The organism is Actinomadura roseirufa, from assembly GCF_900659635.1.
Classification (GTDB): Bacteria; Actinomycetota; Actinomycetes; order Streptosporangiales; family Streptosporangiaceae; genus Spirillospora; species Spirillospora roseirufa.
The window spans coordinates 12538-27801 of record NZ_CAACVB010000098.1; the positions used below are offsets into that span (position 1 = coordinate 12538).

Annotated in this window: 15 protein-coding genes and 1 pseudogene; 11 read left to right on the forward strand and 5 right to left on the reverse strand. The window is 72.9% G+C overall.

Annotation, left to right across the window (positions count from 1 at the left end):
- Window positions 1-29 precede the first annotated feature (29 nt).
- The 5 genes and pseudogenes from rpmE to E1291_RS21105 all read right to left on the reverse strand — a co-directional run bounded on the left by rpmE (window position 30) and on the right by E1291_RS21105 (window position 4984).
- Window positions 30-248, reverse strand: a complete 219-nt coding sequence (gene rpmE, locus E1291_RS21085; RefSeq protein ID WP_131739562.1) for a 50S ribosomal protein L31 — start codon at window positions 246-248, stop codon at window positions 30-32.
- A gap of 171 nt (window positions 249-419) precedes the next feature.
- The gene (locus E1291_RS21090) at window positions 420-1073 is read right to left on the reverse strand and encodes a response regulator transcription factor (protein WP_131739563.1); all 654 of its coding nucleotides are present in this window, start codon (window positions 1071-1073) and stop codon (window positions 420-422) included.
- A gap of 75 nt (window positions 1074-1148) precedes the next feature.
- A complete protein-coding gene (locus tag E1291_RS21095) occupies window positions 1149-2573 on the reverse strand; it encodes a sensor histidine kinase (protein ID WP_242614278.1) in 1425 nt (474 codons plus the stop codon).
- Between the two features lie 263 nt (window positions 2574-2836).
- A pseudogene (gene rho / locus E1291_RS21100) lies at window positions 2837-4057 on the reverse strand (transcription termination factor Rho); the annotation flags it as partial.
- Between the two features lie 228 nt (window positions 4058-4285).
- Window positions 4286-4984 (reverse strand): class I SAM-dependent methyltransferase, encoded by a 699-nt coding sequence (locus tag E1291_RS21105; RefSeq protein WP_131739564.1) that lies wholly within the window; start codon window positions 4982-4984, stop codon window positions 4286-4288.
- 131 nt (window positions 4985-5115) lie between these two features.
- Here E1291_RS21105 and E1291_RS21110 point away from each other — a divergent pair, with 131 nt between their 5' ends.
- The 11 genes from E1291_RS21110 (at window position 5116) to E1291_RS21160 (ending at window position 15001) form a co-directional block, all read left to right on the forward strand.
- Window positions 5116-6000 carry a sugar phosphate isomerase/epimerase family protein gene (locus E1291_RS21110; protein ID WP_131739565.1) on the forward strand — a complete coding sequence of 295 codons (885 nt, stop codon included), beginning with the start codon at window positions 5116-5118 and terminating at the stop codon, window positions 5998-6000.
- Window positions 5997-6779 carry a TetR/AcrR family transcriptional regulator gene (locus E1291_RS44685; protein WP_278045277.1) on the forward strand — a complete coding sequence of 261 codons (783 nt, stop codon included), beginning with the start codon at window positions 5997-5999 and terminating at the stop codon, window positions 6777-6779. The genes E1291_RS21110 and E1291_RS44685 overlap by 4 nt, the downstream gene beginning before the upstream one ends.
- A 96-nt stretch (window positions 6780-6875) precedes the next feature.
- Window positions 6876-7607: an ABC transporter ATP-binding protein gene (locus E1291_RS21120; RefSeq protein WP_131739566.1), complete on the forward strand. Its 732-nt coding sequence runs from the start codon at window positions 6876-6878 to the stop codon at window positions 7605-7607.
- Window positions 7604-8338, forward strand: a complete 735-nt coding sequence (locus tag E1291_RS21125) for an ABC transporter permease (RefSeq protein ID WP_131739567.1) — start codon at window positions 7604-7606, stop codon at window positions 8336-8338. Before E1291_RS21120 ends, E1291_RS21125 begins: the two co-directional genes overlap by 4 nt.
- A 159-nt stretch (window positions 8339-8497) precedes the next feature.
- The gene (locus E1291_RS21130) at window positions 8498-9751 is read left to right on the forward strand and encodes an LCP family protein (RefSeq protein ID WP_131739568.1); all 1254 of its coding nucleotides are present in this window, start codon (window positions 8498-8500) and stop codon (window positions 9749-9751) included.
- 75 nt (window positions 9752-9826) lie between these two features.
- Window positions 9827-10747 (forward strand): proline dehydrogenase family protein, encoded by a 921-nt coding sequence (locus E1291_RS21135; protein WP_131739569.1) that lies wholly within the window; start codon window positions 9827-9829, stop codon window positions 10745-10747.
- Between the two features lie 72 nt (window positions 10748-10819).
- A complete protein-coding gene (gene proC, locus E1291_RS21140; RefSeq protein ID WP_131739570.1) occupies window positions 10820-11614 on the forward strand; it encodes a pyrroline-5-carboxylate reductase in 795 nt (264 codons plus the stop codon).
- 62 nt (window positions 11615-11676) lie between these two features.
- Window positions 11677-12108 (forward strand): hypothetical protein, encoded by a 432-nt coding sequence (locus E1291_RS21145; protein ID WP_131739571.1) that lies wholly within the window; start codon window positions 11677-11679, stop codon window positions 12106-12108.
- A 278-nt stretch (window positions 12109-12386) separates the two neighbouring features.
- Entirely contained in the window at window positions 12387-13598 is a 1212-nt protein-coding gene (locus E1291_RS21150; RefSeq protein ID WP_370771013.1) for an acetoin utilization protein AcuC, read from the forward strand.
- Window positions 13595-14458 (forward strand): phosphatase, encoded by an 864-nt coding sequence (locus E1291_RS21155; protein ID WP_131739572.1) that lies wholly within the window; start codon window positions 13595-13597, stop codon window positions 14456-14458. Before E1291_RS21150 ends, E1291_RS21155 begins: the two co-directional genes overlap by 4 nt.
- 339 nt (window positions 14459-14797) lie before the next feature.
- Window positions 14798-15001, forward strand: coding sequence for a helix-turn-helix domain-containing protein (locus E1291_RS21160; protein ID WP_026414196.1), 204 nt, complete (start codon window positions 14798-14800; stop codon window positions 14999-15001).
- The last annotated feature ends 263 nt before the right edge of the window (window positions 15002-15264 follow it).

Below are 15264 nucleotides of genomic sequence, written 5' to 3' on the forward strand. Positions count from 1 at the left end.
CCGTCCCTGGTCGCTGGCGCGGCGGCGTCCTACTTGCCGGCCTTCTTCTTGCCGAAGCGCTGCTCGAAGCGCGCCACCCGGCCGCCGGTGTCGAGGATCTTCTGCTTGCCCGTGTAGAACGGGTGGCAGTTGGAGCACACGTCGGCGTGGATCACGCCGTTCTCGGCGGTGCTGCGGGTCTCGAAGGTGTTGCCGCACGTGCACGTCACGGTCGTGACGACGTAGTTCGGGTGGATCTCTGGCTTCATGGGTTCTCCTCGCCTCAGGCGGCCGCCGGGCGCCCCCGTCTCCCCGCGTTTCGCACGGCGAGGCCATGGGAGGGGTGGGAGGCGTGAACCGGAACCGCAGCGGTTGCAGTCCAAGTGTGCCAGATACCCGAACGTGCCGAGGTCACCGGGCATTCCCGATCTCGGGCCGGGTCAGCCGTCGGCGCGTCCCAGGTAGGCCAGCACCGCCATGACCCGCCGGTGCTCGCCCTGCGCGGGCTGCAGACGCAGCTTCATGAAGATGTTGGAGATGTGCTTCTCCACCGCGCCCTCGGTGACCACCAGGTCCTTGGCGATGGCGCCGTTCGAGCGGCCCTGCGCCATCAGCCCGAGCACCTCGTGCTCGCGCGGCGTCAGCGCCCGCAGCGGGTCGCCGGTGCGCCGCCGGCCGAGCAGCTGCCCGATGACCTCCGGGTCGATGACCGTCCCGCCGGCGGCGATGCGGCGGACCGCGTCGATGAACTCGGCGACGTCCGAAACCCGCTCCTTCAGCAGGTACCCGACGCCCTCGGCGCCGCCGCCGATGAGGTCGGTCGCGTACCGCTCCTCCACGTACTGCGACAGGACGAGGATCGGCGTCCCCGGCCGGCGCTCCCGCACCGCCAGCGCCGCGCGCAGCCCCTCGTCGGTGAAGGACGGCGGCATCCGCACGTCCACGATCGCGAGGTCGGGCTCGTGCTCGTCGACGATCCCGAGCAGCCCCGGCCCGTCCCCCACGGTCGCCGCCGTCTCGATCCCGGCGTCGTCGAGCAGCCGGACGAGCCCTTCGCGCAACAGCACCGAGTCCTCGGCGATCACAACCCGCATGCGCCCATTATCGGGCCTCCCGGCATCCGGAAGGCCCGATTCGGACGGCCCCGGCCCGGTCCGCCGGGCCGGCCGTCACCAGGTGCAGGGCAGATCCGCCCGGATGATCGTCGGACCGCCGGGCGGGCTGTCCACGATCAGCATGCCGTCGATGGTCGCCGCCCGGTCGGCCAGCCCGGACAGGCCGCCGTTCGGGCGCGCCACCGCCCCGCCGACACCGTTGTCGACCACCTCGACCACCACCCACGCGTCCTCGCGGGCGACGCGGACGCTGGCGCGGGTCGCGCGGGCGTACTTGGCGATGTTCGCCAGGGACTCGGCGACGATGAAGTAGGCGATGCTCTCGACCGCCGCGGGAGGACGCTCGGGCAGGTCGACCTCCACCTCGACCGGGACGGGCGCGCGTCCCGCCAGCCCCGACAGCGCCGGGTCCAGGCCCCGGTCGGTGAGGATGGCCGGGTAGATCCCGCGGGCCAGGTCGCGCAGCTCGGAGATCGCCTCCTTGGTGCCCGAGTGCGCCTGCTCGATCAGCGCCCGCGCGCCCTCCGGGTCGTCGTCCAGCTTGGCCCGCGCGCGCCCGATGTCCATGGCCACGGCCAGCAGCCGCTGCTGCGCGCCGTCGTGGAGGTCGCGCTCGATGCGGCGCCGCTCAAATTCGGCCGCGTCCACCCCCCGGGCCCGGCTGGCCCGCAGGTGCGCCGTCCGCTTGCGCAGTTCGAGGTTCTCGACCTGGGACTTGCTCGGGCCGAGCAGCAGCCGGGCGAGGGTGGCGTGCCCGATCGCCATCACGCGCGTCACGTACAGCGCCAGGACGACGACCACGAGCCCCCCGACGGAGACGGGCAGCGCCTCCACCGGATTGCCCGCCCAGTAGGACATCCGCGCGAAGTTGATCTCCGCGCCGCCGCCGACCGCCACGATCACCGGCATGGCCACCAGCATCCCGCCCACGGTCCAGACGAGCGCCGAGACCAGGAACTCCCCGACACCGACCGGGAACAGCACCCCCAGGTAGACCAGGTCCTTCCAGGTGGCCGGGTCCGCCGCCATGGCCTTCAGCTTGGTGACGGGGTTGCGGCCCGGGGGCAGCGGCCGGTAAGGCGTCGGGATCGGCACACCGAACGCCGACCGCGCGAGCGTCCGCTCCAGCATCGCGCCGAACCGCCACCCGACCATCACCAGCGCCAGCAGCGGAAGCCCGATCCAGATGATGAGCAGCCCGATCGACAGCGACAGCCCCACCGCGAGCGTGATGAACCAGCCCAGCCCGAAGACCAGGCTGAACGCCAGGTAGAGGGCCGACCGCCAGACCAGCCACGAGCGGGCCATGCCGAGCGGCGTCCAGGGAAGGGTCAGCACGGACGCGCCGCCCCCGTCGTCCCGCGCCGCGGAACGGGCGCCGCCGCGCCATGCCCGATCCCGCGGCGCCCCGTCCCGCCCCGCCCCGCCGTCGCGCACCGCGGCGTCCCGGGTGCCGGAGTTCCTGCTCAGCTCGCCCACATCGTCCCTCCGTACCTTTCCCACCGTACGGTCCCAGCCTGACGGTCGGACGTGACGGTCACCATGATGAGCGCTTCCCTCTCCGAGGTAGGGCTAGCCCCACCTCCCTCCCCCGCACGCCGCGCGCCGGTGACGGAAGACGGGCTCGAAGCGGGGGCGGAGACGGCGCACGCCCCCGCCCGGACGTGCCGGACGGGGGCGTGCGAGGCTCCGCGCGTCCCGGCGGCACGGCGGCCGCCGTGGACGGGACTCGGCGGTGGGACTCAGCGGTCGTCGGAGACCGTGGTCTTCTGCACCTGGAGCAGGAACTCGGCGTTGGACTTGGTCTCCTTCATCTTCTCGATGAGCAACTCCAGCGCCTGCTGGGTGTCCAGCGCGTGCAGGACCCGGCGCAGCTGCCAGACGACCCGCAGCTCCTCCGGCGCCATGAGGATCTCTTCCTTGCGGGTGCTGGACTGGTCGACGTCCACCGCCGGGAAGATCCGCTTGTCGGCGAGCGACCGGTTGAGCTTGAGCTCCATGTTGCCAGTGCCCTTGAACTCCTCGAAGATGACCTCGTCCATGCGGGACCCGGTCTCCACCAGCGCGGTGGCGAGGATGGTCAGCGAACCGCCGTTCTCGATGTTGCGCGCCGCGCCGAAGAACCGCTTGGGCGGGTACAGCGCGGTCGAGTCGACACCACCGGACAGGATGCGCCCGGACGCCGGCGCCGCCAGGTTGTAGGCGCGGCCCAGCCGGGTGATCGAGTCGAGCAGCACGACGACGTCGTGGCCCAGCTCCACCAGCCGCTTGGCACGTTCGATGGCCAGCTCCGCGACCGTCGTGTGGTCCTCGGCGGGACGGTCGAAGGTCGAGTGGATGACCTCGCCCTTCACCGTCCGCTGCATGTCGGTGACCTCTTCGGGCCGCTCGTCGACCAGCACGACCATCAGGTGGCACTCGGGGTTGTTCTTGGTGATCGCGTTGGCGATCGCCTGGAGCACCATCGTCTTGCCGGCCTTCGGCGGCGACACGATCAGCCCGCGCTGGCCCTTGCCGATCGGCGACACCAGGTCGATGATCCGCGTGGTCAGGATGCCCGGGTCCGACTCCAGCCGCAGCCGCTCCTGCGGGTACAGCGGGGTCAGCTTGGTGAAGTCGACGCGGCCCTTGGCCTGGTCGGGCTCCATCCCGTTGACGGTGTCGAGGCGGACCAGCGCGTTGAACTTCTCGCGCCGCTCGCCCTCGCGGGCCTGCCGCACCGCGCCGGTGATGACGTCGCCCTTGCGCAGGCCGTTCTTGCGGACCTGGGCGAGCGAGACGTACACGTCGTTCGGGCCCGGCAGGTAGCCGGTCGTGCGGACGAACGCGTAGTTGTCGAGGATGTCGAGGATGCCCGCGACGGGGATGAGGACGTCGTCCTCGGTGATCACCGGCTCCTCGTAGCGCTCGCGCCCGCCCCGGCCGCGGTTGCGCTCGCGGAACCGGCGCCCGCGCCGGCCGCGCCGAGCGCGGTGGCGGTGAGGATGGCTCGGCTCGTCGTGGCGGCGCGGCCCATGGGGATCCTCCCGGTTCCTCGGGTCGCGCGCCGGACGGGACGGGCGGCGCCGCGACCACCGCGCCATTGTTGTACGAATCGTCCAGTAATGGCCAGGGCCGGACGCTGAATGTGACCGGTCGGTAACTCAGGTACAGCGCGGCTCAGGCACAGCGCGGCTCAAGTACAGCGCGGTTCAGGTACAGCGCCACCACAGGTTCACCGCGTAGTCCACCTCCAGGCCCGGGTGCTCGCGCAGGCAGGCGTCCGCGAGCTCCGGCGGGAACTCGATGCGCAGCACCGCCGCGAAGTCGTCGCGGCTCTGGAACGACCAGCGGATCGTCAGGGGTTCGCGGGAGAAGCCGCGCCGCGTCCAGAACCGCTCCACCGCGCCCGGGTCGTAGGAGGGCAGGCTCCGCCGGAACCAGCCGCCGAACGTCGACCGCGTCGCGTCGTTGTCGATGATGAAGACCGCGCCGCCGCGCCGCACGACCCGCTCCAGCTCCGCCAGCCCCGGCTCGCAGCCCGGACCGAAGAAGTACGCCCACCGGACGTGCACGACGTCCACCGAGGCGTCCGGCAGCGGCAGCGCCTGCGCCGTGCCCACCCGGACGGTGACGTTCGGCAGGTCGCGGGCCCGGCGCCGGGCCGCCGCGGCGAGGCCCGCGTGCGGCTCCACCCCGACCACCCGCGCCGCCTCCGCGGCGAACAGCGGCAGGTGGAAGCCCGTCCCGCAGCCGAGGTCGAGGACCGTCGCCTCCTTCCACGGACGGACGGCCCGCATCGCCGCCTCAAGGATTCCGTCCGGGTCGACGGCGCGGTTCTCCACCTCGTAGACCTGCGGAGAGTTCCAGATGTTCGGGCTCGGTACCGCCCCGGGAGCTATCTCGGCCACGGGGCCAGAGGGTATCCGGCCCCGCGCGGGGGCCCACCGAGATCACTCGGGGCAAGGGTTTCATCACCTTCGCGGGCGCATAGGCTTTCCGTTACGAACCCATTCCGGCGATCATTCCTGGCGAGGGAGCCTTGACTCCGCAGCACAACGGCGCGTCCACACCGGCCCTCCGGGTCCCGGACGCGCCGATCACGCTCTCGACCGCGTCCGTGTATCCGGAGAAGGTGCCGAGCGCCTTCGAGATCGCGGCGCTGCTGGGGTACGACGGCATCGAGGTCATGGTCTCCACCGACGCCTCCTCCCAGGACCTGAACGTGCTGCGCCGGCTCTCCGACTACCACCAGGTTCCGATCAGGTCGATCCACGCCCCCTGCCTGCTGCTCACGCAGCGGGTGTGGGGCCGCGAGCCGTGGGGCAAGCTCGTCCGCTCCAAGGAGGTCGCCGAGGAACTGGGCGCCGAGGTCGTGGTCGTCCACCCGCCGTTCCGCTGGCAGCGCGACTACGCCCGCGAGTTCGTCGAGGGCCTCGCCCGCATGCAGGACGAGACGGACGTGCTGTTCGCGGTCGAGAACATGTTCCCGCTGAAGGCGCGCGGCGCCGAGGCGGGCATGTACCTGCCGGACTGGGACCCCGTCGACCAGGACTATCCGTACGTGACGCTCGACCTGTCCCACACCGCCGTCTCCGGTAGCGACGCGCTGGAGATGTCGGGGAGCCTGGGCGATCGTCTGCGCCACCTCCACCTCGCCGACGGCGTCGGTGTGACCAACAAGGACGAGCACCTCGTCCCCGGGCGCGGGAGCCAGCCGTGCGGGCCGCTGCTGGAGACCCTCGCCGAGGGCGGCTTCCGCGGGCACGTCGTGCTGGAGGTGAACACGCGCCGCGCGTCCGGCCGCGCCGAGCGCGTGGAGGACCTCGCCGAAGCCCTGGCCTTCGCCCGCCTGCACCTCGCCGCGGCCGGACGCACCTGGGAGGTCACCTCCGGCGGAGAGGTCTCCCAGCGGGGAGCGCGGTGACCCCGCCCGCCCGGCACCGGGACCGCAATGCGCGGGCCGGGGACGGCACCGGCAAGGACGAGACGGAACCGGACGCGGCCGAGACCACCGAGGAGGACCGCACGGCGCGGAACGGCACGGCGGGGAACGGCACGCTGGGGGACGGCACGGTGAGGAACGGCACGGCGGGGGGCACGGTGGAGGACGGCACGGCGCGGGGCGGCGGGGCCGCGCGCGGGCCGGGCCGCCGGCCGGGGCCGACCGAGACGCGCGAGGAGATCCTCGCCGCGGCCCGTGACCTGTTCGCCGAGAAGGGCTACGACGGCGCGTCGCTGCGGGCCATCGCGCGAGCCGCCGGGGTGGACCCGGCGCTCGTCCACCACTTCTTCGGGAACAAGGAGGGCGTGTTCGTCGCGGCGATGCGGTTTCCGGTCGAGCCGTCCGTCCTGCTGCCGCAGCTGCTCGCCCTGCCCAGGGACGAGGTCGGCGAGGCGATGGTCCGCATGTTCCTCGCCGTGTGGGGCGACGCGGGGCGCCGCGCGCCCGTCCTGGCGATGCTGCGCTCGGCGATGACCAACGACCGCGCCGCGTCGCTGATGAGCGAGTTCCTCACGTCGGCGCTGTTCAAGCGGGCCGGTCTGGCGCGGGACGTCCCGATGCTGCGGATCCAGGCCGCCGCGGGGCAGATGATGGGCGTGATGATCCTCCGGTACGTCCTGCGGGTGGAGCCGATGGCCTCGGCGTCCGAGGACGAGCTCGTGGCCCTGGTGGCTCCGACCCTCCAGCACTACCTGACCTGATCCGGTCCCTTTCCGCGCGCGTCGCACGGCCCACGCCTTCGCCTGAGTCTTCCGCTGAGCCTTGACCGTGCCCTTTTGCCCGAATAAATTCAACACATGATGAGTTCTTCGCCGGCGGTGGCCGTCCGCGACCTGCGGGTCGTGCGCGGTGGCCGCGAGGTGCTGCACGGCCTCACGTTCGACGTTCCGGCGGGCTCGGTCCTCGGGCTGCTGGGCCCGAGCGGCTGCGGCAAGACGACCGTGCTGCGCGCGCTGGTCGGCGTGCAGGTCGTGCGGGGCGGCACGGTGACCGTGCTCGGCGAGCCCGCCGGCTCGCGCGGCCTGCGCCGCCGCGTCGGGTACGCCACGCAGGCGCCCGCCGTGTACGCCGACCTCACCGTCGCCGAGAACCTGCGCTACTTCGCCTCGGTGCTCGGCGCGCCGCGCTCGGACGTGGCGCGCGTCATCGACGAGGTCGGGCTCGGCGCGAGCCGCGACCAGGCCGCCGCGACGCTTTCGGGCGGGCAACTCCACCGCGTCAACCTCGCCGCCGCCCTCCTCGGGAGACCCGAGCTGCTCGTCCTGGACGAGCCGACGGTGGGCCTCGACCCGGTGCTGCGCCGGGAGCTGTGGGAGCTGTTCCGCGAGCTCGCCGGCCACGGCACCACGCTGATCGTGTCCAGCCACGTCATGGACGAGGCGGACCGCACCGACCGGCTGCTGCTGATGCGCGAGGGCCGGATCCTCGCCGACGGGACGCCCGGCGGCCTGCGCGACCGGACGGGCGCGGACGACCTGGAGACGGCCTTCCTCACGCTGATCTCGGAGCCGACGGGGAGCACCGCGTGAACGCCCGGGTCACGCTGGCGACGGCGCGCCGCATCCTCGCCCAGCTCAGGCACGACCACCACACGCTCGCGCTGCTCGTCGGCGTGCCCAGCCTGCTGATGATCCTGCTGCGCTACGTCTTCGACCGGCCCGAGGCGTTCGACCGGGTGGGCCCGCTGCTGCTCGGCATCTTCCCCTTCGTGATCATGAACGTGGTGACGGGTGTGGCGACCCTGCGCGAGCGTGCGGGCGGCACGCTGGAGCGGCTGATGACGATGCCGCTCGGCAAGCTCGACCTGCTGCTCGGCTACGCGCTGGCGTTCGGTGCCGTCGCCCTCGTCCAGGTCGGCGCGGTACTGGCGATCTCGCTGAGCTGGCTCGGCCTCGACCTGCGCGGCCCGCTCGCCTCGCTGGTGCTCGTCGCGACGCTCGACGCGCTGCTCGGCATGGCGCTCGGCCTGTTCGCCAGCGCGTTCGCGCGCACCGAGTTCCAGGCCGTCCAGTTCATGCCCGCCGTCGTGCTGCCGCAGCTCCTGCTGTGCGGGCTGATCACGCCGCGCGACCAGATGGCGCCCTGGCTGGAGGCGGTGTCGCGGGTGCTGCCGCTCACGTACGCGGTGGACGCGATGGGGGAGATCGCCCGGCGGCCGGACCTCACCGGGCGGCTCGTCGCCGACATCGCGGTGATCGCCGGGTTCACGCTGGTGGCGCTGGTGCTCGGCGCCGCCACCCTGCGCCGCCGCAGCGCCTGACCTCGCACCCGGTCCCGGAGGCCGTTCCGGGAGGGGGTGCGGGGTGCCGGGGTCGCGGTCTCGCACCGCCTGGAGCAGGGGCCCGCTCCGCCGTTGGACCCGGACGATCGTCCCGTTCGCGGCGCTCTCGCCCGGATCCGGCTGGTAGCCTCCGGCGCCATGACCCCCCGAGACCACTCCGGCCCGTCCGCGTCGCCGCCGCCCCACGGGGACCCGGTGCCGCACGGCGCGCCCCGTCCGCCCTGGGAGGGCGCACCGCAGGAGGGCGTACCGCACGAGGACGGTGTGCCGCCCGTACCGGGGGCGCGGGGAGCCGCGGCGTCCGGGTTCGGGGTGCTCGGAGGCGACGGCGGCGCGGACGAGGGCGGGGACGGCCCGGCCGGGGACCACCGGCGGCCGCGCCGGCGGCGCTGGCCGCGCGTACTGATCGCGGTGGGCGTGTTCCTCGCGCTGGTCGTGGCCGGTCTCGGTGGGCTGATCTGGCAGCGCCAGTCGTCCTACAACGGCAACATCGACCGGATCAAGGGCGCGATGCCGGAGGCGGGCGCCAGGCGGCCCGGCCCGAACGTGACCGGCACCGAGAACTGGCTGCTCGTCGGCTCGGACTCGCGCGCCGACGCCGCGACCACCGGCGACGGCGGCGCGGTGTGGCAGCCGGGACGGCAGCGCACCGACACGATCATGCTGCTGCACCTGCCGGCCGACCGGCGCCGGGCGTACGTGATCTCGTTCCCGCGCGACTCGTGGGTCGGCATTCCCGGCTACGGGAACCAGAAGATCAACGCGGCGTTCTCGTTCGGCGGCCCGAAACTGCTCATCGAGACCGTGGAGGCCCTCACCGGCATCCGCGTCGACCACTACGGCGCGATCGACTTCGCCGGGTTCAAGTCGATGACGGACGCGCTCGGCGGCGTCACGGTCGACATCAAGCAGAGCGTGTACGACCCCGCCCGCAAGACGCAGTGGAACGCCGGCCGGCAGAAGCTGGACGGCGAGAGGGCGCTGCTGTTCGTCCGGCAGCGCTACAACCTGCCCAACGGCGACTTCGACCGGATCAGGCGGCAGCAGGCGTTCCTCGGCGCGCTGGCCAAGCAGGCCGCCGACGGCGGCACGGTCACCAACCCGCTGAAGCTCGACCGCTTCCTGTCCGCCTTCACCAAGTCGATCAGCGTGGACGACGGGGTGTCGGGCGGGAAGCTGCGCTCGCTCGCGCTGAGCCTGCGGCACCTGCACGCCTCCGATGTGACATTCCTGACGACCCCCTACCGGGGGACGGGGACGCGCGGCAGGCAGAGCGTCGTCCTGCTGGACCAGGCGAAGGCGAAGGCCCTGTTCAGCGCGGTCAAGACGGCCGAGATGCCCGAGTACGTGCGGCGGCACCCGGGCGGGAACACCCTCGGCACCGTTTCGTGATCTCCCCCGTCCGCCCGGCATACCCTGGGTGAGGAGACAGGGGCGGGGCCGCCCCGCCGGACGAGGGGTTCACCAGTGCTTCGACAGGCGTTGCTCGCCGCGTCGCGCAGCGGCGGCGCGCGGAGGGTCGTGGAGACCGCGCCGTTCACCCGCGACGTCGTCCGCCGCTTCGTCCCCGGCGAGACCGTCGAGGACGCCGCGGCGGTCACCCGCGACCTGACCGGCGAGGGACTGCTGGTCACCCTGGACGTCCTCGGCGAGGACACGCGTGACAAGGCCCGCGCCGAGGCGAACGTGCGGCGCTACCTCGACCTGCTGGAACGGCTCGGCGAGGCGCGCCTCGGCGCCCGCGCCGAGGTGTCGCTGAAGCTGTCGGCGATCGGGCAGACCCTCGGCGAGGACCTCGCGCTCGACAACGCCCGGCGCGTCTGCCGGGCCGCCCGGTCCGCGGGCACGACGGTCACGGTCGACATGGAGGACCACACGACGGTCGACGCGACGCTGCGGACCGTCCACGAACTGCGCCGCGACCACCCCGACACGGGCGCGGTGATCCAGGCGTACCTGCGGCGCGCGGAGGAGCACTGCGCGGAGCTGGCCTACGAGGGGTCGCGGGTCCGGCTGTGCAAGGGCGCCTACGCCGCGTCCGAACCGGTGGCCTTCACCTCCAGGGAGGACGTCGACCGGTCCTACGTGCGCTGCATGAAGATCCTCATGGGCGGCAAGGGGTACCCGATGCTGGCCACCCACGACCCGCGCCTGATCGACATCGCGAGCGCGCTGTCCGTGCTGGACGAGCGCGACGCCGCCACGTTCGAGTTCCAGATGCTCTACGGGGTGCGCCCGCAGGAGCAGCGGCGCCTCGCCGCCGACGGCTCCCAGGTCCGCGTCTACGTCGCCTTCGGGCAGGAGTGGTACGCCTACTTCATGCGGCGGCTGGCCGAGCGGCCGGGCAACCTCCGCTTCCTCGTGCGCTCGCTGGCCGGCCGGTCCTGACCGCCCGCCGGGCCCGCGCCCGCCCGGCTATAGGGTGGACCGGTCGTTGAAACCGCACGTCAAGGTATATCGATGATCGCGATTCTGGGTGCCGGGAAGATGGGCGAGGCCCTGCTGTCCGGCGTGCTCCGGGCGGGCCGCCGCCCGGCGGAGCTGATGGCCACCGCGCGCCGCGCCGAGCGCGGCGCGCTGCTGCGCGAGCGGTACGGCATCGAGACCGCCGGGAACGTCGAGGCCGCCGCGAAGGCGGACACGCTCGTCCTGGCCGTGAAGCCCCAGGACATGGGCGCGCTGCTGGAGGAGGTCGGCCCGCACGTCCCGGCCGGCCGGCTGGTGATCTCGATGGCGGCGGGCATCACGACCTCCTACATCGAGGAGCGGCTGCCCGCCGGTGTCCCGGTCGTGCGCGTGATGTCGAACACCCCCGTCCACGTGGACGAGGCGATGAGCGTGATCTCCGCGGGGTCGTACGCGGGGGAGGCGCACCTCAGGCTGGCCGAGGAGCTGCTGTCCCCGGTCGGCAAGGTCCTGCGCATCCCCGAGTCGCTCCAGGACGGCGCGACCGCCCTGTCCGGCAGCGGCCCGGCGTACTTCTACTACCTCGTCGAGGCGATGGTGGACGCGGGCATCCTGCTCGGCATGCCGCGCGCCGCCGCGCTGGAGATGGTCGTCCAGTCGGCCGTGGGCGCCGCCGTCATGCTGCGCGACTCGGGGGAGCATCCCGTCCTGCTGCGCGAGGCCGTGACCTCCCCCGGCGGGACGACCATCGCGGCGATCCGGGAGCTGGAGCGGCACGGGGTCCGCGCCGCGGTGCTGGAGGCGATCGAGGCCGCCCGGAACCGGGGCCGCGAGCTCGCCGGAGGGTAAAGTCCGAGAAGTTCTTATCTGAACCATTGATCCGGGACCGGGGTTCCGGTCGTGTAGGAGACATGGGACTTCTCATCCGCCTGCTCGTCGCCGCCGGACTGATCACCGATGCCGTCGTGCACTGGCGGTTCGCCCCCGAGATGGCCTTCGTCCCGGGCGGGGCCATCGGCGGTGACGTGATCTTCCGCGTCCAGGCGGCGGTCGCCGCGGTGACCGCCGTCATCGTCCTCACCTACGCGCGCCGCTGGTCGTACGCGCTGGCGTTCCTCGTCGCGGGCAGCGCGGTCGGGGCGCTGCTGCTCTACTACTACGTGGACGTCGGCGCCCTCGGCCCGCTGCCGGCCATGCACGAGCCCGTCTGGTACGCCGAAAAGACGCTCAGCCTGGCGGGCGAGTCGATATCCGCCCTGGCCGCCCTCGCGGGCCTGGCCCTGGCGGCCCCCGCCCGCAACCGGCGACCCACCACGGACCACGAACCCGCCCAGCACGCGTAGGCCCTCAACCCTCACACGAGCGCGCCACCTGACCGGCGGGGCAAGACACGAACCCGCCCAGCACGCGTAAGCCCCATTCCAGCCCCCTCAGCCGTCAGGCGAGCGCGCTACCTGACCGGCGGGGCGACGCCGGAGGCGAGCCCCGCCGGGAAGATCGCGAAGCGATTCGCGCTCGCACAAGAACGGTCACGGAGCGAGCCGCCAGGCGAGCGCAGTGGGCCGGGATTGCAATCAACGCTGTGATCCACGACACGGGTTCTCCGAGATAACGTGAGGTCATGAGTCCTGCGCCGTTCCCTCCCGTCGACTGCGGGCTCACCATCTTTTGGGACGAGCGTCTCGTCTCCTACGACTTCGGCTCCGGCCATCCCATGAACCCCGTCCGGGTCGAGCTGACGATGGCGCTCGCCCGTGAGCTCGGCGTGCTGGACCGGCCGAACGTGCGCCTCGCGTCCTTCGAGGCCGCCGGTGACGAGCTTCTGCGGCTGGTGCACGAGGAGGAGTACATCGCGGCGGTCAGGCACGCGGGCGCCACCGGGCTGCCCGATCCGCGGCATGGGCTCGGTACCGACGACAATCCGGTCTTCCACGGCATGCACGACGCGTCGGCGCTGGTCACGGGCGCTTCGGTGGCCGCCGCGGAGGCCGTGTGGACGGGCGCGGCCGAGCACGCCGCGAACATCTCCGGCGGGCTGCACCACGCGCTCGGCGGCGCCGCGAGCGGTTTCTGCGTCTACAACGACCCGGCGGTCGCGATCGCGTGGCTGCTGGACAACGGCGCCGAGCGCGTCGCCTACGTCGACATCGACGTCCACCACGGCGACGGCGTCCAGGCCGCGTTCTACGACGACCCGCGGGTGCTGACGATCAGCCTGCACGAGACGCCGCGGACGCTCTTCCCCGGCACCGGTTTCCCGAACGAGACGGGCGGCCGGGGCGCCGAGGGCACGGCGGTCAATGTGGCGCTGCCGCCGGGGACCGGCGACGGGCCGTGGCTGCGCGCGTTCGGCGCGGTCGTCCCGCCGCTGCTGCGCGGGTTCGCCCCGCAGGTCCTGGTCACCCAGCACGGCGCGGACGCCCACTCGCTCGACCCGCTGGCGCACCTGATCCTCAGCCTGGACGGGCAGCGCGCCGCGTACGCGGCGCTGCACCGGCTGGCGCACGAGACCGCGGGCGGTCGCTGGGTCGTGACCGGTGGCGGCGGCTACGAGCTGGTCCAGGTCGTCCCGCGCGCGTGGACGCACCTGCTGGCCGAGGCCGCAGGCGGACCGGTGCCTCCCGAGACGGAGACGCCGCGGGGATGGCGCGAGTTCGCCCGGCTGCGCACCGACGAGGTCGCGCCGCTGCGGATGACCGATGGGACGAGCGTGGTGGAGGTGTCCAGGTGGGGGAACGGCTACGACCCGGCGAGCCCGGTCGATCAGGCGGTGCTGGCGACGCGCCGGGCGGTGTTCCCCGAGCACGGCCTCGACCCGCTGACCGACGAGTGACGGCCGTCCCGAAGCGGGACGAGCTGCGCGCGCACCTCGTCCGGACGCTGATCGCGGGGGACGTGGCGACGCCCCGGCAGAACAACCTGAAGCACTACCGGCGGATGGCCGCGGGCGACTCCTACTACCGGTTCGGCCTGGAGTTCGAGCGCGCGTGGACGGAGCGGACCGTCCTGGAGATGATGGTCGAGCGCTGCGGCGTCGTCTCCGATCCCCGGCACGTGTTCGGCGACGACACGATCGACCCCGACATCACGATCGCCATGCTGGAGGCGATGGGCGAGCGCATCGGCCTGGCCGCGCGGCGCCGGGAGAACGTCGTGATCGCCACCGGCCACCCCGCCACGCTGACGCCGCTCTACCAGGCGGTCGCGCGCGCCCTCGCGGCGAGCGGCTGCCGGGTGCTGACCCCGGCGGCGGGCTGGACGTACGAGGTCCAGCCGAGCTGGGGCGGGGCGGAGCTGCGCCGCATCGTGTACGCCGAGGGCGGGGTGGCGATGCTGGAGGGCGACGACGGCCGCGCCCACCACACGCACGACCCGCACCCGATGGAGGCCGTCCTCCGCGCGCTGGCGGCCGGGAACGACGGGGGCATTACCGCCCTTGATGATCTCGCGGACGCTAAACCCGATGTTTGGCCGGATCTGGCCATCGCCGACCACGGCTGGGCGGGCGCCGCCGGTCAGGCCGGGATCGACACCGTCGGCTTCGCTGACTGTAACGACCCCGCCCTGTTCGCGGGCGCCGCCGAAGGGAAGATCGACGTCGTGGTGCCGCTCGACGACGGCGTATCCCCGCACCATTACGCGCCCTTGACGGCCTACATCCTCGATTGCGCCGGGCTTTCCGCGGCCGGCTGAACCCCTGGGCCCGGCGCGGCGCCCGGCGCTGCTGTCACTGCGTGTGACGCCATGGCGGTATCGGGACGCATGGTCCGCCCGGCGCCGCCGCCCGCCCTTGAGTCGCAGGTCATCGCCTGGTTTCGGTTGACAACCGTTCGTCGCGCTACGGCCGGTGCCGTCAGCTCCACGCTCCGTGAGGACATAGCCCTGTGGCCTCCCGGTCAGGTCGGGATACGGAAATGGGTGGAACTCCCCTCTTGCGACAGCCGATACGCGATTTACGCTGGAGGAAGTACACGTGCGTGATCAAAGTCACCCGAAGGGCCGGTGCGCGGCACGTGTGGAAGAGGGCGTCCGATGAGCTCAGGCGAGCGACCTCTCAGCGAGGTCAGGTTCCTGACCGTGGCCGAGGTGGCGGCGGTGATGCGGGTGTCCAAGATGACCGTCTACCGCCTCGTCCACTCCGGCGAGCTGCCCGCGATCCGCGTGGGCCGCTCGTTCAGGGTCCCCGAGCAGGCCGTACACGACTACCTGCGCGACGCGTTCATCGAGGCCGGATAGCGGGGTGACGGCGGGGGCACGACGACCCGCCCGCCACTCCGGTACCCGGCCGCGCAGGGGGCGCCGGGACGGACCGCGAGGGACGTCCCGGAGCTGGGGAACAGGAACGAGGACCGGCCGGCGGCTCCGCGGCCGCCGGAGCCGGCACCCGGACGGCGGGGGCGATGCCCGCGGCGTCCCGGGCGCCGGGCGGACGGTCGGCCCGTCGTCGGCGCCGATCGCGGTGTCCCACAGGTACTGGATCCGGAACCGGTGCTTGGCCG